This is a genomic window from Vibrio sp. zbq_1, assembly GCF_043102935.1.
Classification (GTDB): Bacteria; Pseudomonadota; Gammaproteobacteria; order Enterobacterales; family Vibrionaceae; genus Vibrio; species Vibrio parahaemolyticus.
The window spans coordinates 239,123-259,731 of sequence record NZ_JBICJH010000042.1 but is presented as its reverse complement, the minus strand read 5'-3'; the positions used below and the strand labels follow the sequence as shown (position 1 = coordinate 259,731).

The following is a 20,609-nucleotide window of genomic DNA, read 5'->3' as shown; positions in this document are numbered from 1 at the left end:
TTGCAGCTCTTTTTGTATTTGGGGTTGGCGTTTACGCTTATTTGTTTTGCGCACGCTCGTAAGATTGTAGAATCTCTGCTTTTGCCGCTTCTACATCTGCCCAGCCATCAACTTTCACCCACTTTCCTGATTCCAACTCTTTGTAGCGCTCAAAGAAATGCGTGATTTGCGCTTTTAGCAACTCAGGAATGTCGCCCACATCTTGAATGTGTTCATACTCTTTAGAGATTTTAGAGTGCGGTACGGCAACGACTTTGGCATCTTCGCCCGATTCATCCGTCATCTTCAAAACGCCAACAGGTCGGCAGCGAATAACAGAACCTGGCATGAGTGGGTATGGCGTTGGGACAAGGACATCTACTGGGTCACCATCAAGCGAAAGTGTGTTGTTCACGTAACCGTAGTTACATGGGTAAAACATTGGCGCAGACATGAAACGGTCGACAAATACAGCACCAGAGTCTTTATCTACTTCGTATTTGATAGGGTCAGCATTGGCAGGGATTTCGATAACGACGTAAATATCTTCAGGTAGCGATTTACCTGCTGGTACATGGTTTAGGCTCATTTGAATATTCCTTTTCATTGAGGATGAGTAGCCAGAAGATCGCCCTCATCTATGATTAATTCGCATTTCACTTTAGCGACAAAAACGCGGCAGGTAAACACCTGCCGCGTTGGACAAAGGTCTGAGATTATTCTTCGTCGCGGTGCAGTTCGAGGAACTCTTCAACTTTGCGAACCATGTTCTTCGAACCCACAAAGAAAGGTACACGCTGGTGTAGCTCAGTCGGTTTGATGTCCATGATGCGATTCACGCCATCTGATGCAATGCCGCCCGCTTGTTCGATGAGAAATGCCATTGGGTTGCATTCGTAAAGCAGGCGAAGTTTGCCTTGCGGGTGACTTTGCGTACTTGGGTAAAGGTAGATGCCACCTTTAAGCAGGTTGCGATGGAAATCCGCCACCAAAGAACCAATGTAGCGAGAGGTGTATGGACGACCGTCTTCAGGCACATTCTCTTGGCAGTATTTGATGTACTTTTTCACACCTTGTGGGAAACGAATGTAGTTACCTTCGTTGATGGAGTAGATCTTACCATCTTCAGGAATCATCATGTTTTCATGAGATAGGCAGAAGCTGCCGATGGATGGGTCGTAAGTAAAGCCGTTTACGCCGTTACCTGTGGTGTACACCAACATAGTTGATGAACCGTAAATTACGTAACCTGCTGCAACTTGCTTATGACCTGGCTGAAGGAAATCTTCTTCTGTTGCGGGTGTGCCAATAGGCGAAACACGGCGATAAATAGAGAAGATGGTACCAACAGACACGTTTACGTCGATATTTGAAGAACCATCAAGTGGGTCCATCAATACAACATACTTTGCGTTTTGGTTGAGTTCTTTGTTGAACGCAACCGCTTCATCTTCTTCTTCACTGGCAACGCCACAAACTTGGTCACGAGCTTCAAGCGCCGCTTTAAATTTGTCGTTCGCGTACACGTCTAGCTTTTGCTGTGCTTCGCCTTGGACATTTTCCGTGCCGACAGCGCCAGTGATATCACCAAGACCTGCTGCGTTGATTTCACGGTTAACGATTTTTGCAGCTAAACGAATGGATGCTAAAAGAGATGAGAGATCACCGCTAGCGTGGGGGAAATCCGCTTGTTTTTCAACAATGAATTCGCCTAGGGTGCGCATTCCTGACATGGTTAATCCTTACATTTACATTTCATTGGGGGTGTTGCGCAACGGGCATCTCTTTATGGATGTTAAACGTTTGCGCCAGATGTAATTTTAAGTCGTGGATCTTTTTAATGGTAATGAAGTAACTGTCTGAGATCTCAATTTATTTGTCTGCTCAAATCAGGGATTCATTCGCAGGTCAGAGCGCTGTACAGTCTCTGTTCAACCTTGTCATATTTGTGAAAGGGACTGCAAGAAGAAGGCTAAAGTCACTCGCTTTTCTGGTCGTTATCGCGATAATGAAGGCATCAAAGAACGCATTACAAGGTTTAGTTTATGCACATTCATATCTTGGGTATCTGTGGCACGTTTATGGGCGGCGCAGCAATTTTAGCGCGTCAATTAGGGCATAAAGTGACGGGTTCTGATGCCAATGTTTACCCACCGATGAGCACATTGCTAGAGTCTCAAGGTATTGAAATTATTGAAGGCTTCGACCCGTCTCAACTCGATCCTCAACCTGACCTTGTGGTGATTGGTAACGCGATGAGCCGTGGCAATCCGTGTGTTGAGCATGTACTTAATAGCAACATGCGTTACACCTCAGGACCACAATGGCTGAACGAATTTTTACTGCATGACCGTTGGGTGTTGGCTGTTTCCGGCACACACGGCAAAACGACCACTTCGAGCATGCTGGCGTGGATACTCGAAGACTGTGGTTACCAACCTGGTTTCCTCGTTGGTGGCGTGTTGGGTAACTTCGGTGTATCGGCTCGTTTGGGCGAAAGCATGTTTTTTGTTGTTGAAGCGGACGAATATGACAGTGCTTTTTTCGATAAGCGTTCTAAGTTTGTGCATTACCATCCTCGCACTTTAATCATGAACAATCTTGAGTTCGATCATGCTGACATCTTCGATGATCTAGAAGCGATCAAGCGCCAATTCCATCATTTAGTGCGAACGGTACCGGGCAATGGTTTGATCTTAGCGCCGAAGCAGGATCAAGCTTTGACGGATGTATTAGAGCGTGGCTGCTGGACGGAAAAACAGTTCTCTGGTGAGGATGGTGACTGGCAAGCGCACAAATTAGTGCTTGATGGCTCAAAATTTGAAGTTGCTTTGCAAGGCGAGAAGGTCGGTACCGTCGAATGGGATTTGGTGGGTGACCACAATGTGGATAATGCACTGATGGCGATCGCTGCCGCACGACACGTTGGCGTAACGCCAGAACTTGCTTGTCAGGCGTTGGATCGTTTTATCAACACTAAGCGTCGTTTAGAGCTCAAAGGTGAAGAACAAGGCATCACGGTTTACGATGATTTCGCGCATCACCCTACGGCAATTGAACTGACACTGGGCGGTTTGCGTAATAAAGTGGGTGAAAAACGTATCCTTGCTGTATTGGAACCTCGCTCTGCCACCATGAAGCGTGGTGTTCATAAGAATACACTCGCGGATTCGCTACACAGCGCAGATGAAGTGTTCTTATTCCAGCCAGACAATATCGAATGGTCGGTGCAAGACATTGCTGATCAATGCAAGCAGCCAGCGTTTGTCGATGCCGATATAGATAACTTTGTGGCTAAAATTGTCGAACGTGCTCAGCCTGGAGACCAAATTCTGGTAATGAGTAACGGTGGCTTTGGTGGTATTCACGGAAAACTTCTTGAGCAGTTAAAACTAAAAGCCTGATTGATATGCACAACAAAATACAACCCTCTCAGAAAAAAGCCATCACGTTGGCATTAACGGGTGCCTCTGGTGCTCCTTATGGCCTTCGTCTTTTAGAATGTTTGGTCGCGGCGGATTATCATGTCTACGTTCTGATTTCTTCGGCGGCTCGCGTTGTGATGGCAACCGAACACAACCTTAAGCTGCCAAGTGGGCCAGACGCCGCAAAGCAAGCGCTGGTGGAACATCTCAACTGTGATCCAAACAACATCACTGTTTGTGGTAAAGATGACTGGTTCTCACCGGTAGCGTCTGGCTCAGCGGCACCAAAGCAAATGGTGGTTTGCCCATGTTCAGCAGGAAGTGTTGCGGCGATCGCGCATGGTATGTCGGACAACTTGATCGAACGGGCGGCTGATGTGGTAATGAAAGAACGCGGGCAACTGTTGCTCGTGGTTCGTGAAACGCCATTTTCAACGCTGCATCTTGAGAACATGCACAAGCTATCGCAAATGGGCGTCACCATCATGCCAGCGGCTCCGGGCTTCTACCATCAGCCAAAGAGCATTGAAGACTTAGTGGATTTTATGGTGGCGAGAATTCTCGACCACTTGGGTATTGAGCAAGGTTTAGTGCCTCGTTGGGGCTATGACCAGCGCTCGTGAGCTGATTGTGTAACCACTCAAATACCTTTACAATCCATCCAACTCATCGGGGAGCAAACCCATTTTGCATTGAGTCAATCAATGCATTTGGGCGCTGAGACCTAAGTGTTTTACTAGGGACCCGTATTACCTGAACCAGATAATGCTGGCGTAGGAATTGAGTCTGGATATTGGAAATCCTTAATAGCCGCCTCAAACCCTGTGCCGCTCAACTTATTTCTCTGAAATACTCATGGAGAGCGAGCAGTGAAAACCACTCTAAATCTGATTGCCTTAGCTGCAATCACCTCTACTTCAGCGTTTGCCGCTGAAAACACATTAACCATCTATACCTACGACTCTTTTGCCGCAGATTGGGGGCCGGGTCCTAAAATCGAGCAAGCTTTTGAAGCAAAATGTGGCTGTGACGTTAACTTCGTAGCGTTGGACGATGGTGTGTCGATCCTGAATCGTCTTCGTCTTGAAGGCGGTAATAGCAAAGCCGACATCGTGTTAGGTTTGGATAACAACCTGATGGCAGAAGCGAAGAAAACCGGTCTGCTTACCGAGCACAATGTGGATACGGCCAACACAGTGTTACCAAACGGTTGGAGCGATACGACGTTTGTACCGTACGATTACGGCTACTTCGCGTTTGTGTACAACAAAGAGAAACTGGCTAATCCACCGAAAAGCATGAAAGAGCTGGTGGAAACGCGCGACGATTTGAAAGTGATTTATCAAGATCCGCGTACGTCAACGCCGGGCCAAGGCTTGATGCTGTGGATGAAATCCATTTATGGCGACGATGTGACGCAAGCGTGGCAGAAGCTAGCAAGCAAAACCGTAACGGTCACGAAAGGTTGGTCAGAAGCGTATTCTATGTTCCTCAATGGTGAGTCCGATTTAGTGCTTTCTTACACCACCTCACCTGCGTACCACTTAATTGCGGAAAACGATTCGAAGTTTGCGACGGCGAATTTTTCTGAAGGCCACTACATGCAAGTTGAAGTCGCCGCCAAAGTGAAAGGGTCAAAAAATTCAGAACTTGCTGATAAGTTTATGGATTTCATTTTAAGTGATGAGTTCCAGTCAGCGATGCCAACGGGCAACTGGATGTACCCAGTTACTGACGTTGAGTTACCTAAAGGTTTTGAAACCTTGAGTGTTCCAAGTAAGTCGTTGAGTTTTAGTGCTGATGAAGTGGCAAAAATGCGTAAGTCTTGGATTCGCGAATGGCAAAGCGCACTGACGTTTTAGCTGACGTTTCCACCCTCATCTGAATGAGATAGGTTTTACCTTTGAATTCTGTTCCAAAAATAGGTTTAGGGGTCGCGATGATCATCGCGACCTTTGTTATTTCTGCCCTAGGTGCTTTGATTGTTCAAGCCCCTTCACTTGATGTGTCTGTGGTATGGGACGACCCGTATTATCAACATGTCACCAAGTTCAGCTTTTACCAAGCTTTTCTTTCCACATTGCTCAGTGTTGGTTTTGCCATTCCAGTTGCGCACGCGCTTTCGCGTCGCCAATTTTGGGGTAAATCATTACTGCTCAAGCTATTTGCATCGACGCTGGTTTTGCCGGTTTTGGTTGGTGTTTTTGGTCTATTAGCGATTTATGGCAATAGCGGTTTGTTAGCGCAGTGGCTGCAAGGTATCGACACCAAAATTCCATTTTCTATTTATGGTTTGAATGGCATCTTACTTGCCCATGTGTTCTTTAATTTACCTTACGCGGCACGCTTACTGCTGCAAGCCTTGGAGTCTATCCCTGCTGAGCAACACAAGCTGTGTTCGCATCTTGGTATGAGCCATTGGGATAAGTTTCGCTGGGTGGAATGGCCGCGTTTAAGGCAGCAACTTCCTCACGTTTGTGGCTTGGTATTTATGTTGTGCTTCACCAGTTTTGCCACTGTGATGGCGCTGGGTGGCGGGCCAAAATCCACCACTATTGAGCTGGCAATCTATCAAGCGATTAAGTTTGATTTTGATTTGCAAGCTGGTGCGTTATTAGCGTTGTGGCAGATGCTGTTGTGTGGACTACTTGCGATCGGAGTTCAGAAGTTAACAAAGCCTGTTGCTATCAGTGCTGGCAGCACATCGGTACAGCAATTTTTAACGAAGGATCATGGGTGGTCAAAAGCTTGGGATAGCTTTTGGATCATAGGTACCTTTTTACTGGTGATACCGCCGTTACTGATGGTGTTACTGAGTGGTATCAACCAACAAGTTTGGACGGTGTTAACCGATGAACGTTTTTGGTTTGCGTTATCTAACTCGCTCAAAGTTGCAGGGTTAGCCAGTGCGCTTGCGGTCGCTGCGGGAGTGTCTATATTGTTGACCAGTCGCCGTTGGCGTTTGCAGTATAAAAATACGCGAGCTGATCAGATAGAGTTAATCGGTACCATTATTCTAGTGACGCCGGGGCTGGTGATTAGCACTGGCCTATTCTTACTACTGCGATCATTTACTGATGTTTTTAGCTTGGCGTTTTTTGTTGTGATTTTGGTGAATGGTTTGATGGCTTTGCCTTACGTGATCAAAACGCTAGTGCAACCGATGCTGCACATTGAGCAACAGTATCAGTATGTATGTGCCAGCTTAGGCATGCGTGGCTGGCAACGATTTAAAGTGGTGGAGTGGCAGGCGCTGCGCAAGCCGTTTGCACATGCGTTTGCGATCAGCTTTATGTTTGCAATAGGGGATTTAAGCGCGATAGCGCTGTTTGGTGGACAAGAATTTCGTACCTTACCTCTGTATTTGTTCCAGTTGCTTGGCAGTTATCAGATGGACGCCGCTGCAGTGGTGTCCGTGACGTTATTGTTGTTGAGTGTGGGCTGTTTTGCCTTGATAGAGAAAGTATTGAAAGCGAAGGAGAAAGCATAATGCTAGTGTTGGATGATGTGCAGTACACCTACCAACGTGAACTGTTTCGTTTTGAGTTGAGCATTGAACGTGGTCAGATTGTATCGTTGATGGGGCCGAGTGGGGCAGGGAAATCAACCTTGCTGGCTCTGGTTGCAGGATTTATCCATCCTGACCAAGGTGACATTCGGGTTGATGGTGAGTCGATTGTGCGCAAAGAGCCTTATCAGCGTCCTTTCTCCATGCTGTTCCAAGAGCATAACTTGTTTTCTCACTTGTCGGTGCGTGACAACATTGGCTTAGGTTTACACCCGGGACTAAAGCTCACGGTAGACCAAAAGCGTCAGGTTGAACAAGCTGCGCAGCAAGTTGGCGTTGCAGAGTACCTCGACCGTTTGCCTGAGCACCTTTCTGGAGGGCAGCGTCAACGTGTTGCCTTAGCGCGTTGTTTTGTTCAGCCTCATTCCATGTGGCTGTTGGATGAGCCTTTCTCGGCACTTGATCCAGTGTTGCGTGAAGAGATGCTGAGCTTGGTAAAAAAACTGGCTGCGGAGCGCGGAATTACCGTGTTGATGGTTACGCATCATCTTAGTGATGCCAAAGCGATTGCGAGTCACTTTGCCTTTGTTGCTAACGGAAAAGTAGAAGCGGTGGGTGAGATTGATGCCCTGACTGCCGAGCATCCCAGCAAGACCCTACAGGCCTTCGTTCGCGCTGCTGGATAATGATGAGAGATACAAAAAAGGTTGATGCGAGCATCAACCTTTTTTTCTTGCGTGGCCGTAAGCTTAACCTTGCGGCTTCACTACCATCACGTTGATTGGAGAATATTCCACAACTTTACTTGCAACAGAACCAAGCATCACTTTGTTAATTTTCGAACGCTTGTGACTTGGCATGATAATAAGGTCTGCGCCCAAACGCTCGGCGTAATCAAGAATTGTTGCGTAAGCTTTGCCTTCGGCAACGTGCACTTTGTAAATCACTTCATCATCAATGTGCTCGCTGGCAAATGCTTTTAGCTGCTGCTTCACATCTTGCTTCATTTTCGCTGCTGCGTCTTTTGGGAAGTAAGTGGCGACCATCGACATGTGAATACCTGGCAAAACAGTGAGCAGGTGGATTTCTGCGTTTGCTTGTTTTGCTTGCCACACCGCCAGTTCAACTGCTCGGTCTGAGAAGCCTTGATCATTTAGATCAACCGGAACAAGAATTTGTTTATACATTCAATGTCTCTCACTAAGGCCCCAGATCCGCGGGGCCAAATCGGTTATGCGCTCAGTTGTTCCTTGCGAGCACGACGTTTTTGGTTCATGGCAAGTACCAGCAGAAGAATCAAGCAAGGTACAAATACCCATTCTTTCATTGGACGATCCGCGTCTTGAACGACCCATTTGATTTCCCAATCAAAGTCGATACCAGATGACTCCGCAGGGCTACCAAATTCAACCATGTCGACGACCATTTTGCCGTCGTTCTCAGTCAGCATCAGACCCATTGAAGATATACGCTCTTCAGCCGTCGTTGCTCTGTCTTCGAATGGCAGACGTACCGTTTTCTCGACGTATTCGCCTTCGAGGTTTTGTCCGGCAACACGTAACTCAATGGATTCTCCTACATTTAGGTTTTCCGTGATTTGAGCTATCTCAACCCCAGGAGAAAGAACTTTCGCTGGGTATAACATGTCCCACCAAAAACCAGGTCGGAAGAATGAGAAAGTTAATACTAATAATAGGACGGTTTCCCACCACTTGTTACGAGTCAGCCACCATCCCTGCGTAGCGGCAGAGAAGATCAGCATCGCAATGATGGAAGAGATTACCGTGAGTGCTAAATGCCACCAAGAATCGATACCCATCAACAATAATTGGGTATTGAAAACAAACATGAATGGCAGAATGGCGGTTCTAATATCGTAGGTAAAGCCTTGGATACCGGTACGAATTGGATCGGACTTCGCGATTGCTGCAGCGGCAAAGGCAGCCAGACCGACCGGTGGTGTATCATCGGCGAGAATACCGAAATAGAACACGAACAAGTGCACTGCAATCAGTGGAATGATAAGACCGTGCGCTGCGCCGAGCGTTACGATAACTGGCGCCATTAGCGTTGATACTACAATATAGTTTGCTGTGGTAGGCAGACCCATACCGAGAATCAGACTGATAACCGCAGTAAACAGCAGCATTAGGATGACGCTACCGCCAGAGATAAACTCAACAAAGTCCGTCATCACCAAGCCGATACCAGTTAGCGTTACAACGCCAACAACCGTACCTGCCGCCGCTGTTGCGACACCGATACCGATCATGTTGCGAGCACCTGCCACCAAGCTTTCAGCAAGATCAACAAAACCCTCTTTGGTTTGCTGTACTAGGTCGCCTTCTTTCGCAAGTAACGCCATCAGAGGACGTTGTGTTAGCAAAATGAAGACCATAAAGACGGTTGCCCAAAACGCTGATAAGCCAGGTGAGAAGCGCTCTACTGTTAAACACCAAACCAGTACCACGATAGGTAGCAGGTAGTGTAAGCCAGACTTCACTGTAGGACCTGGATCTGGCACTTCAGTCAGCTCCGCATCAATCTCAATTGCGCCATCTTTCATGTGGTTCGCAGAAATTTTTACGAGGCCGACGTAGGCGATGAGTAGCGCGATCGTTACTATCGTAGTCGCTGCGTCGCCAAAGACATCTTTCGTCCAACCTACACCGTAGTACACCAAAGCGCTGATTACACACAGACCTAAAATAGTAGCCGTGAATGAAAGTAGGCTTTGCAGTAATGTTGGATTATGACGACGAGGTAAGCCAGTCATGCCCGCTTTACATGCTTCAAGGTGAACGATGTAAATCAACGCGATGTAGGAAATCAGCGCTGGAAGTAATGCCGCTTTGATAACCTCTACGTAAGAAATCCCGACGTATTCCACCATCAAAAACGCTGCCGCACCCATGATTGGCGGGGTGAGCTGACCATTGGTTGACGCTGCCACTTCAACTGCACCCGCTTTTGTGCCCGGGAAGCCGACTCGTTTCATCAATGGAATGGTAAAAGTACCCGTGGTTACGACGTTTGCGATCGATGATCCTGAAACCAGACCCGATAGACCAGATGCGACAACCGCGGCTTTAGCTGGGCCGCCTTTCATATGACCAAGTAGAGAAAATGCGACTTTAATGAAGTAAGCACCTGCACCCGCACGCTCTAGCATCGCGCCAAACAGTACAAACAAGAATACGAAAGAAGTGGATACACCTAACGCAACACCAAATACCCCTTCGGTGGTTAGCCACAGATGCGACATCGCTTTACCTAAGCTTGCGCCTTTGTGGGCTATGACATCTGGCATGTATGGGCCAGCAAACGTGTAAGTCAGGAACACGGCGGCCACAACCATTAGCGGAGGCCCTAATGCACGACGAGTCGCTTCAAGTAGCAATATCATACCAACGACCGCAACCACAATATCGGCAGTGGTGGGCGCGCCGGAACGTCCTGCGAGTTCGGTGTAGAAAAGGTAGATATAGGCAGCCGAAAAGCTACCCGCTAACGCGAGAATCCAATCCACAAGAGGAATGTGATCACGCGGAGAGTTCTTCATTGCTGGATAAGCAGTGAAGGCCAAAAATATCGCGAAAGTGAGGTGAATCGCTCGCGCTTCAGTGTCATTCAGTACGCCAAAATTGAAAATAAATGGTAGCGGGGAGGCGTACCATAATTGAAATAGTGACCAACACAGAGGGACTAACCAAAGGATTCGTCCTTGCACTCCCGAAGGGTTACGTGCGCCCGTGTCTGCTTGAGCCACCATTTCTTGCACATCTTGAGACGGAGTCTTATTCGTCGCCATGTACTTTTTCCTTATTATTGATGGTCCTGTCCGTTCTTCTATCGAGAACCACACTTCGCCTTTATCAGTGTAGTGAATGGAGCGAAGTTTGCTTTCGAGTATTCCGCTGCCGAATCACAAAGCAAGAGTACCGAGTGCTTTGTTGGCGGCGTTAAAGTGTTTTCTTGGGTATTGAGTGCGCAGTTCTAAGAAAAACTGGCAAATGAACAAAGCATGCTGGTTCAACGTGCTACAACCAGCATACTCAATCAGGCAGAAAACCATCTTTTTCTGCCTGAGATTGAAATAAGTGAGTGCTTACTTAATTAGACCCACTTCTTTGTAGTATTTTTCTGCACCAGGGTGAAGAGGGATAGAAATACCTGCTTTCACCATGTCTTCTTTTTTAAGGTTAGCAAAAGCTGGATGCAGACGTTTGAAGGTGTCGAAGTTCTCGAACACGGCTTTAGCAACGTTGTATGCAACTTCATCAGAAACATCAGATGTTGTTACCATTGTTGCCGCAACACCAAAGCTCTTCACGTCTTTATCTGTACCACGGTACATACCAGCCGGCACTGTGCTGAATGCGTAGTACGGGTTATCTGCGACGATCTTGTCGATCTTAGGACCAGTTGCAGGCACTAGCTTCGCATCACATGATGTTGTTGCTTCTTTGATTGAACCGTTTGGATGGCCAACCATGTAGATGAACGCATCAATTTTGTTGTCACAAAGTGCTTGAGAACGCTCTGAGCCTTTTAGCTCTGAAGCAAGTTTGAAGCTGTCATTTGTCCAGCCCATTGCATCCATTACTACGCCCATTGTCGCGCGGTCACCAGAACCTGGGTTACCGATGTTGACACGCTTACCAGCTAGGTCTTGAACGTTTTCGATGCCAGAGTCAGCACGTGCGATGATGTTGAAAGGTTCAGTATGAAGAGAGAACATTGCACGCAGTTTTTTGTACGGGCCTTGTTCCGCAAACTTGCTCGTACCGTTGTAGCCGTGGTACTGCCAATCCGATTGCACGATACCAAAATCTAATTCGCCTGCACGGATAGTGTTAACGTTGTAAATTGAGCCACCAGTTGATTCTACTGAACAACGGATGTTGTGGTCTTTACGACCTTTATTTACCAACTTACAGATAGCACCACCAGTAGGGTAGTAAACACCAGTTACAGAGCCAGTACCGATAGTAATAAACTCTTGAGCGTTAACTGCGCCTGCGCCCATTACAGCTGCAGCGATAGCGCCTACTTTGAGAAGTTTGTTAAATGCCATGAATTTCCCTTCCTTATATTCATTATTTACCCGGAAATAACCATAAATCACTTCTGGAGTTTCCTATTTGGAAACGGCATCTTTTCCAATCCAATTGTTTGAAAAAGCGAGCAAATCATAACAAAAAATTGGCAGAAAATTATCCGAATGTTAAATGTTATAGCGAATAAGTCTAAAGCTTGCGACAGGGTATGGTGATTGATCTTCGGTTTAATTCTTTTTATAACAGTTAGTTAGGTGTGAATAAGGCAAGATGGTGAAAAAGATCAATTGCGTGATATTAATCACAAAAGTGGTGAGTGAAAAGTAGTCGCATGAAGCAATTTGTTTACATAAATAATGGGCTACAAAATAGTACTTCTTTCATAGCCCACAAAGAGTTACTTAAACCAATGTTCGTCGGTCTCAGCCTGTGTACTCGAATAGCTCACATACAGACTTGAACAATTGTTCAGTTGATACTGGCATTGTAGGGGTAATAAAAATGGTATCGTCACCCGCTACTACGCCAAGAATACCCTCGGATTTACCTAACGAGTCGAGTAGGCGAGCAATAAGCTGTGCTGCGCCAGGACCAGTGTGAATGACAACCAATGCCGCATTGTGATCGATGTCTAAAACCAGTTCACGTAGAGAGCTGCTTACTGTTGGTACGCCCAGCTCAGCCGGTAGGCAGTACACCATTTCCATTTTTGCGTTACGAGTACGAACAGCACCAAACTTGGTCAGCATACGTGAAACTTTAGATTGGTTAATGCTTTCAAAGCCTTGTTGCTTGAGTGCGTCAACAATTTCACCCTGTGAGCCAAAGCTCTCTTCTTTTAGCAGGGCTTTAAAGGCGCGGACTAGGTTATCTTGTTTCTCTGAATTGCGCATAGTCATTATGATTCTCTTAGTACGTGTCAGCAATTTTGCATATTCTCGCATATATATTCATGCAGTGCCAAAAAGTCCCGGCATTCTGTTAGTTGCATCACTGTAAACCATAAACAGAACAGGATTCTTTAAGATTATTCAACCAGTCTCGTTTTGTCCTGTTGAATTTCTTGTCATTTCAACAGAATAAAAGAATAATCCAACCTTCATTTGTAGCACGACAACAGCGAGTTGCGCGAGGTCGCAAAGCTGGCGTTAATTGATTGTAATCAAGTTGTGATTCCGATAGCTTATTTCAGTTGGTTACAAACTACCCTACGAATACGTTTATAAGAGAAATACTCTCAAGGAGAACTACATGAAAGTAGCCGTTATTGGTGCCGCTGGTGGCATCGGTCAAGCCCTTGCCCTTCTGCTTAAGAACCGTCTTCCTGCTGGTTCTGATTTAGCCCTATACGATATTGCTCCAGTTACGCCTGGCGTAGCAGCAGATCTTAGCCACATCCCAACACCAGTATCGATCAAAGGTTACGCTGGTGAAGATCCAACTCCTGCGCTAGAAGGTGCAGATGTAGTTCTTATCTCTGCGGGTGTTGCTCGTAAGCCGGGCATGGATCGTGCGGATCTGTTCAATGTAAACGCTGGTATTGTGAAATCACTCGCTGAAAAGATTGCGGTTGTTTGTCCTAAAGCATGTGTAGGTATCATCACTAACCCAGTGAACACAACAGTGCCAATCGCTGCTGAAGTTCTGAAGAAAGCGGGCGTTTACGACAAGCGTCGCCTATTCGGTATTACCACACTAGACGTGATCCGTTCAGAAACGTTTGTTGCTGAGCTAAAAGGCAAAGATCCTAGCGATATCCGTGTACCAGTTATCGGTGGTCACTCTGGCGTGACAATTCTTCCTCTTCTTTCTCAAGTAGAAGGTGTGGAGTTTACAGCTGAAGAAGTAGAAGCTCTGACTAAGCGTATTCAAAACGCGGGCACAGAAGTTGTTGAAGCAAAAGCGGGTGGCGGTAGTGCGACACTTTCTATGGGCCAAGCGGCTTGTCGTTTCGGTCTAGCACTTGTACGAGCTCTTCAAGGTGAAGAAGGCGTTGTTGAGTGTGCTTACGTTGAAGGTGATAGCGAGCACGCACCTTACTTTGCACAACCAGTGAAGTTGGGTAAAGAAGGCGTAGAAGAAGTACTAAGCTACGGCGAATTGAGCGACTTCGAAAAAGCGGCGCTAGATGGAATGCTAGAAACGTTAAATGGCGACATCAACATTGGTGTTGAATTCGCTAAATAATCTCTATAACGCGAATTAAGAAGAAAGCCGATCTTAGGATCGGCTTTTTTGATCTTTTTGCTCTGAATTACGTATCACAAGCGAACCAAAACAACATTGTTAAGGAGAAGATGATGGAAGCAAGTCGAATCCGAAAAGGCATGGTTGTTGAGTGCCAAGAAGGCGTCGGTACGATTTTGGTTGTCGACCGTGAAGCAGAGACCGTTTTGTTATCCAAGCAAGGCTCAGATCAACAGATAGCAGTGAGTTTTGATGAGATAGAGGACGATCCACAGCTGCACGGTGGCAGCGAAAGATACTATTAGTCAGAGTCGTTGAAATTGTCTAGAGCTGAGACGAAAAAGGAAGAGCGAAATGCTCTTCCTTTTGTGTTTCTTGCTAAAGGGTCTGATGGTGCTAGCGAGTGCGTTTTACCGCAACATGAGCCAGCGTGATAAGCGCTTCTTTGTATTCTGATTCTGGTAGTACTTCCAGTTCAGCGATCGCCTTATCTGCTTCTTCTAACGCTTTCTGCGTAGTGTATTCTAACGAACCGGCCTCTTTCATAACGGCTAGGATTTCATCTAAGCGTTCCATGCCATTGGCTTTTTCAATCGCTTCGCGAATCATCAGCGCATTTTCTGGCGTCGTATTACGCATTGCATGCAACAGAGGCAGTGTCGGTTTTCCTTCAGCCAAATCATCACCAACGTTTTTGCCCATGTCTTCGCCATCGGATGTGTAGTCCATCACATCATCAATAAGCTGGAATGCAGTGCCTAGGTATTTACCATAATTCTGCAGAGCCAATTCAACGTGTTCTGGAGCATCATTTAAGATTGCGCCAATTTGCGTTGCAGACTCGAACAAGCGTGCAGTCTTTGAGTAGATGACTTGCATGTAGCTTTCTTCGGTAGTGTCAGGATCGTTACAGTTCATCAACTGTTGAACTTCACCTTCGGCGATCACATTTACTGCATTACTCATTAGTTGAAGGATCTTCATGGATCCTAGCTCAGTCATCATCTGAAATGAGCGAGTGTAAATAAAGTCCCCAACAAGTACGCTCGCGGCATTACCAAACGCAGCATTCGCTGTCGCTTTTCCACGGCGCATGTCTGATTCGTCCACGACATCATCGTGCAGCAAAGTCGCTGTATGGATGAACTCGATAAACGCCGCTGCCATCGTATGGCCAGTGCCTTGGTACCCCAATGCACGTGCTGACAATATTGCCAGTAACGGTCGTAGACGTTTGCCTCCACCACTCACGATATAGAAACCGAGCTGGTTGATTAAAGAGACATCAGAATTTAGTTGGGCTTGAATTGTTTCATTCACTTTTGCCATGTCATCGGCAGTAAGCGCTTGGATAGTTTTAAAATCCATCGTATATCCGGCTGAAGTTAGACCCTGCAAGGCTTATTCGATTTATATAATTGTCGAATAATACACTAAAAAACGTTGATTAATACATTACTAAAGGGCATGATTGCCGCACTTTTCTTTGGCGATTAGCTTTTCGCCAATTTTTTCAAAATATGGCTTGTCATAGGGGCATCTCTTCTGTAGAATCTGCGCCCTATTGATGATTAGTTTAGCGCACACCCTCATGAAAAGGCTGTGCGGAAAAAGCGGAGTAAAATATGTACGCTGTTTTCCAATCTGGTGGTAAACAACACCGTGTAAGCGAAGGTCAAACTCTTCGTTTAGAGAAATTAGACGTTGAAACTGGTGCAACTGTAGAATTTGATAAAGTTCTTCTTGTTGCTAACGGCGAAGACATCAAAGTTGGTGCTCCTCTTGTAGAGGGCGGCAAAATTGTTGCTGAAGTTGTACAACACGGTCGTGGCGATAAAGTTAAAATCGTTAAGTTCCGTCGTCGTAAGCACTCTCGTAAGCAACAGGGTCACCGTCAGTGGTTCACTGAAGTGAAGATCACTGGTATCAACGCTTAATCTATTAGGAGAGTTTAACAATGGCACACAAAAAAGCTGGTGGTTCTACTCGTAACGGCCGCGATTCAGAAAGCAAACGTCTAGGTGTTAAGCGTTTCGGTGGTGAATCTGTACTTGCAGGTAACATCATCGTTCGTCAACGTGGTACTAAGTTCCACGCTGGTAACAACGTAGGTATCGGTAAAGACCACACTCTATTCGCTCTTACTGAAGGTAAAGTGAAGTTCGAAGTGAAAGGTCCTAAGAACCGTAAGTTTGTAAGCATCGAAGCTGAGTAATTAGGTTTTTACCAAGTTACTTAATAGCTTTAAGCTGAATTCAAAAGCCCTGCCGAATCGGCGGGGTTTTTTATTTATGGCAGTCGACATATCGAAGTTTCTCGTTAGAATCCGAGGCGATTTGAATCTGGGAGCTTAGATCTGTCATCTGCTAAAATTGTCGGATGACACAGTAGATTTAATCCACGCACGAAGTAGTCGGAGTAAAAGATGAAGTTCGTAGATGAAGCGGTAGTAAAAGTTCAGGCTGGTGATGGCGGTAGCGGCGTTGTCAGTTTCTGGCGTGAAAAATTCATCACTAAAGGTGGCCCTGACGGCGGTGATGGTGGTGACGGCGGTGATGTTTACATCCAAGCTGATGAAAACCTAAATACCCTAATTGATTACCGTTTCCAACGCTTCTACGAAGCGGAGCGTGGTGAAAACGGTCGCGGTGGTAATTGTACTGGTAAACGTGGTAAAGACATCGTTCTTCGCGTACCAGTGGGTACTCGCGCAGTAGATATCCACACTAACGAAATTGTGGCAGAAGTTGCTGAGCACGGTAAGAAAGTGATGGTCGCGAAAGGCGGCTGGCACGGTCTTGGTAACACGCGTTTCAAATCTTCAGTAAACCGAGCGCCTCGTCAAAGAACGCTAGGTACAAAAGGTGAAATTCGTGAAATCCGTCTTGAGCTACTGCTGCTGGCGGACGTTGGTATGCTTGGCTTGCCAAACGCAGGTAAATCGACGTTTATTCGCGCGGTATCAGCGGCAAAACCAAAAGTTGCAGACTACCCGTTTACCACGTTAATCCCAAGCTTGGGGGTGGTGAGTGTTGTTCCTGAAAAGAGCTTTGTGGTTGCTGACATCCCGGGGCTTATCGAAGGGGCTGCTGATGGTGCGGGTTTAGGTATTCGTTTCTTGAAACACCTAGAACGTTGCCGAGTGTTGCTGCACATGATTGATATCATGCCGATTGATCAGTCTGATCCTGTACAAAATGCACTAACCATCATTGATGAACTAGAGCAATACAGTGAAAAACTGGCAAGCAAACCTCGCTGGTTGGTGTTCAACAAAGTTGATCTGATGCCTGAAGAAGAAGCGAATGAAAAGATCCAAGAGATCTTGGATGCGCTAGGTTGGGAAGACGAGTACTTCAAGATCTCTGCGATCAACCGTTCTGGCACAAAAGAGCTTTGCTACAAACTTGCTGACTTTATGGAAAACCTACCTCGCGAAGAGGAAGAAGTGGCTGAAGAAGATAAAGTTAACTTCATGTGGGATGATTACCATAAAGATGCAATGGCAGGAAAAGACGTTGTTACTGAAGATGACGACGACTGGGATGATTGGGATGACGAAGAAGATGACGGTCACGTTGTCTACGTTCGTGACTAATTGTTCTCTCCAAGCGATGTCTTGCTAGACAATTTAATAAAGCCGCAAAATCTATTGCGGCTTTTTTTGTATCTAAATCATATTTAGATGATGTGATTTGCGGCACAATAGTGGCTTCGCGTGATGATTCGGGACTGTTTGACCTCCTTCACGTGAGAGTAAGCAACACCCTAAAAGGACTTAGACCTATCTATGAATCTAGAAACCATACCGTCTGGAGAGTTGACGGTATCTAACCAACGCTCCATTTCTCGACTTGTCGCTCAAGCCGGACAAATGCTGTTGGCCCATGGCGCAGAAAGTACGCTTGTGTGCGATATCATGCGTCGTATTGGCTTAGCTTGTGGCGTGCATGAAGTGGCTGTAGCCCTCTCAGCCAATGCCTTGGTTGTCACGACCGTAATGGATGGACACTGCATCACCACTACTCGAAGCTGTGCCGATCGTGGCATCAACATGCGCGTTATTACGCAAATTCAACGCATCTGTATCATGATGGAGCGCGGGTTACTCGATGCTGCCATGGCGCAGAAAAAACTGAATACCATCAGCCCAGAACGGTACAACCGCTGGCTAGTGGTGCTTATGATTGGCTTATCATGCGCGGCATTCAGCCATTTAGCGGGTGGCGATTGGGGCGTATTTATTATGACCTTCTTGGCCTCGGCTGGTGGCATGATCGTGCGCCAAGAGATTGGCCATCGTCACTTCAATCCATTACTTAACTTTGCTGCTACCGCATTTGTAACCACGTTGATTTCTACTCAAGCTGAAATTTATCAAATTGGTAATTTACCAACCGTAGCGATGGCATCGTCGGTATTGATGTTGGTGCCTGGTTTTCCACTGATTAATTCGGTAGCAGACATGCTAAAAGGTCACATTAATATGGGTATTGCTCGGTTTGTAATGGCCAGTTTGCTGACCTTAGCAACGTGTTTGGGCATTGTGGCGGCAATGAGTGTAACTGGTATTTGGGGGTGGGCAATTTAATGAATATTTTTGATTTAACGCTCGGTTTGCTCAATGACATGTTTTTTGCAGCCATCCCTGCAGTCGGCTTTGCGTTGGTGTTTAATGTGCCACAGCGAGCTTTGATCTATTGCGCGGTAGGTGGTGCGATTGGTCACGGAAGCCGTTACTTGATGATGCAGTTTGGAGTACCGATTGAGTGGGCGACCTTCTTCGCTGCCACCTTGGTTGGCATGATAGGGGTTCATTGGTCTCACCGCTTTTTGGCTCATCCAAAAGTGTTTACTGTCGCTGCATTGATACCTATGGTGCCGGGCGTTTTTGCTTACAAAGCGATGATTGCGATGGTGGAGATTAACCATTTGGGTTACTCGCCAGAGTTAATTGCGACCTGCATGGAGAACTTTCTTAAAGCCATGTTTATTATTGCTGGTTTAGCAGTTGGCCTCGCAGTTCCTGGGCTGTTATTCTACCGCCGCAGACCGATAGTATAAGGACCCGACATGATCATTAGTATGATTGCCGCGATGGCAGACAACCGCGTTATTGGCAAAGATAATCAAATGCCTTGGCATCTTCCTGCGGATTTTGCTTGGTTTAAACGTTGTACGATGGGGAAGCCCGTCGTAATGGGAAGAAAGACTTACGATTCAATTGGTCGCCCTTTGCCAGGACGTTTGAATATTGTCATTAGCCGAGATGAATCATTGAGTATTGAAGGCGTTACGACGGTGACTTCAGTTGAAAAAGCGTTAGAGGCTGCAGGTGATGTTGAAGAAGTAATGATCATTGGTGGCGGTGCTATCTATGCTTCTTGTTTAGCGATGGCAAATAAACTGTACGTCACACATATTGATGCTGTGGTTGAAGGTGACACCCAGTTCCCAGACTGGGGTAATGAGTTCAAAGAGACATATTCTGAAACCTACCAAGCGGATGAGAAAAACGCTTACAACATGCGTTTTACGATTTTAGAAAAGCAATAGTTAGAAAAGTCTCTCGAAGCAGAATAGAAAAAAGCACCGTAACCACGGTGCTTTTTGTTTTTGGAGTAACGATCTAGTGATTAATCGAGAGCGTCTTGGGTAAAGAGTTGTTTGTCTTCCCAACGGATCATCGTCAGCGAACCACCCCAGACACAACCTGTATCGAGTCCAATGACTTTTTCATCGATATAGCCCTGCAATGCTGCCCAGTGGCCGAATAACACTGTTTTTTCTAACGGTATGCGGTGCGGCAGTTCAAACCAAGGTACCAATTGGTCACCTGTGACTTCTTGCGGAGGCAGTTTGCAGTCCATATCTAAACGACCATCAGAAAAGCAGAAACGCATTCTTGTAAAGGCATTGATGATATAGCGATAGCGATCCAGACCTTCCAGTGAGTCATCCCAAAGATCTGGTAAGTTGCTGTACATGTTTTTTAGCAACCACGGCAACTCTTCGCCTTGGATAATATGTTCTACTTCGCGAGCGCATTGTCTGGCTGTTTCTAAATCCCATTGCGGTGAGATACCCGCATGACACATCACAAACTCGTCGTGCTCTGCCAGAAGAGGTTGTTTAGCTAGCCAAGAGAGCAGTTCTTCGCGGTCTTTAGCGAGGAAAATTGGGGTCGTTTTATCTTTGTCTTTTCGCTTTTTCAGGCCGTAGGATACTGCCAGTAAATGCAAGTCATGATTGCCGAGTACGACTTTTGCGCTGTCACCGAGTGACTTTACGAAGCGCAGTGTTTCGAGTGATTTCGGGCCGCGAGCCACCAAATCTCCTGCGAGCCAAAGTTGGTCATGTTGAGTGGAAAAGTTGACGCGCTTGAGTAGCTGCTGTAGTTCGTCAAAACAGCCTTGGATGTCACCAACGATATAGGTAGCCACTGAATCT

The 20,609-nt window shown here is 46.4% G+C and carries 21 protein-coding genes and 1 riboswitch; of the genes, 13 read left to right on the top strand and 8 right to left on the bottom strand.

Annotated features, from left to right (window positions below; genetic code table 11):
- Positions 1-37 precede the first annotated feature (37 nt).
- Together ppa and fbp are read right to left on the bottom strand one after the other, a co-directional pair.
- Positions 38-568, bottom strand: a complete 531-nt coding sequence (ppa, locus tag ACF8CV_RS20875; protein ID WP_005454643.1) for an inorganic diphosphatase — start codon at positions 566-568, stop codon at positions 38-40.
- A 127-nt stretch (positions 569-695) separates the two neighbouring features.
- Positions 696-1,712, bottom strand: a complete 1,017-nt coding sequence (fbp, locus tag ACF8CV_RS20870; RefSeq protein ID WP_005454699.1) for a class 1 fructose-bisphosphatase — start codon at positions 1,710-1,712, stop codon at positions 696-698.
- 312 nt (positions 1,713-2,024) lie between these two features.
- Here fbp and mpl point away from each other — a divergent pair, with 312 nt between their 5' ends.
- The 5 genes from mpl (at position 2,025) to thiQ (ending at position 7,598) form a co-directional block, all read left to right on the top strand.
- Positions 2,025-3,383 (top strand): UDP-N-acetylmuramate:L-alanyl-gamma-D-glutamyl-meso-diaminopimelate ligase, encoded by a 1,359-nt coding sequence (gene mpl, locus ACF8CV_RS20865; RefSeq protein WP_138938372.1) that lies wholly within the window; start codon positions 2,025-2,027, stop codon positions 3,381-3,383.
- Positions 3,384-3,388: 5 nt separating this feature from the next.
- Entirely contained in the window at positions 3,389-4,027 is a 639-nt protein-coding gene (locus tag ACF8CV_RS20860; protein WP_005489583.1) for a flavin prenyltransferase UbiX, read from the top strand.
- Positions 4,028-4,064: 37 nt separating this feature from the next.
- Positions 4,065-4,201: riboswitch (TPP riboswitch) on the top strand.
- Between the two features lie 72 nt (positions 4,202-4,273).
- On the top strand, positions 4,274-5,266 hold the full coding sequence (gene thiB / locus ACF8CV_RS20855) for a thiamine ABC transporter substrate binding subunit (protein ID WP_021450137.1): 993 nt from the start codon (positions 4,274-4,276) through the stop codon (positions 5,264-5,266).
- A 41-nt stretch (positions 5,267-5,307) separates the two neighbouring features.
- Positions 5,308-6,894: a thiamine/thiamine pyrophosphate ABC transporter permease ThiP gene (gene thiP, locus ACF8CV_RS20850; RefSeq protein ID WP_138938373.1), complete on the top strand. Its 1,587-nt coding sequence runs from the start codon at positions 5,308-5,310 to the stop codon at positions 6,892-6,894.
- Positions 6,894-7,598, top strand: a complete 705-nt coding sequence (thiQ, locus tag ACF8CV_RS20845; protein WP_023584999.1) for a thiamine ABC transporter ATP-binding protein — start codon at positions 6,894-6,896, stop codon at positions 7,596-7,598. Before thiP ends, thiQ begins: the two co-directional genes overlap by 1 nt.
- Positions 7,599-7,661: 63 nt before the next feature.
- On the opposite strand, the gene ACF8CV_RS20840 is transcribed toward thiQ, so the two are convergent.
- The 4 genes from ACF8CV_RS20840 to argR form a co-directional block, all read right to left on the bottom strand.
- Complete coding sequence (locus ACF8CV_RS20840) at positions 7,662-8,099, bottom strand: universal stress protein (RefSeq protein WP_005454686.1); 438 nt, start codon at positions 8,097-8,099, stop codon at positions 7,662-7,664.
- 44 nt (positions 8,100-8,143) lie between these two features.
- Positions 8,144-10,723, bottom strand: a complete 2,580-nt coding sequence (locus tag ACF8CV_RS20835; protein ID WP_021487174.1) for a TRAP transporter permease — start codon at positions 10,721-10,723, stop codon at positions 8,144-8,146.
- Positions 10,724-11,020: 297 nt separating this feature from the next.
- Positions 11,021-11,989, bottom strand: a complete 969-nt coding sequence (locus tag ACF8CV_RS20830; RefSeq protein WP_021454067.1) for a TAXI family TRAP transporter solute-binding subunit — start codon at positions 11,987-11,989, stop codon at positions 11,021-11,023.
- A 405-nt stretch (positions 11,990-12,394) separates the two neighbouring features.
- Positions 12,395-12,865: a transcriptional regulator ArgR gene (gene argR, locus ACF8CV_RS20825; RefSeq protein WP_005430583.1), complete on the bottom strand. Its 471-nt coding sequence runs from the start codon at positions 12,863-12,865 to the stop codon at positions 12,395-12,397.
- 358 nt (positions 12,866-13,223) lie between these two features.
- Between argR and mdh the strand changes: the two genes are divergently transcribed.
- Positions 13,224-14,159, top strand: a complete 936-nt coding sequence (mdh, locus tag ACF8CV_RS20820) for a malate dehydrogenase (RefSeq protein ID WP_005454639.1) — start codon at positions 13,224-13,226, stop codon at positions 14,157-14,159.
- 113 nt (positions 14,160-14,272) lie between these two features.
- Positions 14,273-14,464: a hypothetical protein gene (locus ACF8CV_RS20815; RefSeq protein ID WP_005479653.1), complete on the top strand. Its 192-nt coding sequence runs from the start codon at positions 14,273-14,275 to the stop codon at positions 14,462-14,464.
- A gap of 91 nt (positions 14,465-14,555) precedes the next feature.
- On the opposite strand, the gene ispB is transcribed toward ACF8CV_RS20815, so the two are convergent.
- A complete protein-coding gene (gene ispB, locus ACF8CV_RS20810) occupies positions 14,556-15,527 on the bottom strand; it encodes an octaprenyl diphosphate synthase (protein WP_005479642.1) in 972 nt (323 codons plus the stop codon).
- 257 nt (positions 15,528-15,784) lie between these two features.
- Between ispB and rplU the strand changes: the two genes are divergently transcribed.
- The 6 genes from rplU (at position 15,785) to folA (ending at position 19,715) form a co-directional block, all read left to right on the top strand.
- Complete coding sequence (gene rplU, locus ACF8CV_RS20805) at positions 15,785-16,096, top strand: 50S ribosomal protein L21 (protein ID WP_005383096.1); 312 nt, start codon at positions 15,785-15,787, stop codon at positions 16,094-16,096.
- A 20-nt stretch (positions 16,097-16,116) separates the two neighbouring features.
- The gene (rpmA, locus tag ACF8CV_RS20800) at positions 16,117-16,374 is read left to right on the top strand and encodes a 50S ribosomal protein L27 (RefSeq protein ID WP_005383095.1); all 258 of its coding nucleotides are present in this window, start codon (positions 16,117-16,119) and stop codon (positions 16,372-16,374) included.
- Between the two features lie 210 nt (positions 16,375-16,584).
- On the top strand, positions 16,585-17,757 hold the full coding sequence (cgtA, locus tag ACF8CV_RS20795; protein WP_005489537.1) for an Obg family GTPase CgtA: 1,173 nt from the start codon (positions 16,585-16,587) through the stop codon (positions 17,755-17,757).
- Positions 17,758-17,949: 192 nt separating this feature from the next.
- On the top strand, positions 17,950-18,750 hold the full coding sequence (locus ACF8CV_RS20790) for a threonine/serine exporter family protein (RefSeq protein ID WP_138938374.1): 801 nt from the start codon (positions 17,950-17,952) through the stop codon (positions 18,748-18,750).
- The gene (locus ACF8CV_RS20785) at positions 18,750-19,223 is read left to right on the top strand and encodes a threonine/serine exporter family protein (RefSeq protein ID WP_005459611.1); all 474 of its coding nucleotides are present in this window, start codon (positions 18,750-18,752) and stop codon (positions 19,221-19,223) included. Before ACF8CV_RS20790 ends, ACF8CV_RS20785 begins: the two co-directional genes overlap by 1 nt.
- A 9-nt stretch (positions 19,224-19,232) precedes the next feature.
- The gene (gene folA / locus ACF8CV_RS20780) at positions 19,233-19,715 is read left to right on the top strand and encodes a type 3 dihydrofolate reductase (RefSeq protein WP_005459612.1); all 483 of its coding nucleotides are present in this window, start codon (positions 19,233-19,235) and stop codon (positions 19,713-19,715) included.
- An 80-nt stretch (positions 19,716-19,795) separates the two neighbouring features.
- Here the strand turns inward: folA and apaH are convergent, their stop codons facing one another.
- Complete coding sequence (gene apaH, locus ACF8CV_RS20775; protein ID WP_017449023.1) at positions 19,796-20,602, bottom strand: bis(5'-nucleosyl)-tetraphosphatase (symmetrical) ApaH; 807 nt, start codon at positions 20,600-20,602, stop codon at positions 19,796-19,798.
- Positions 20,603-20,609: the final 7 nt, after the last annotated feature.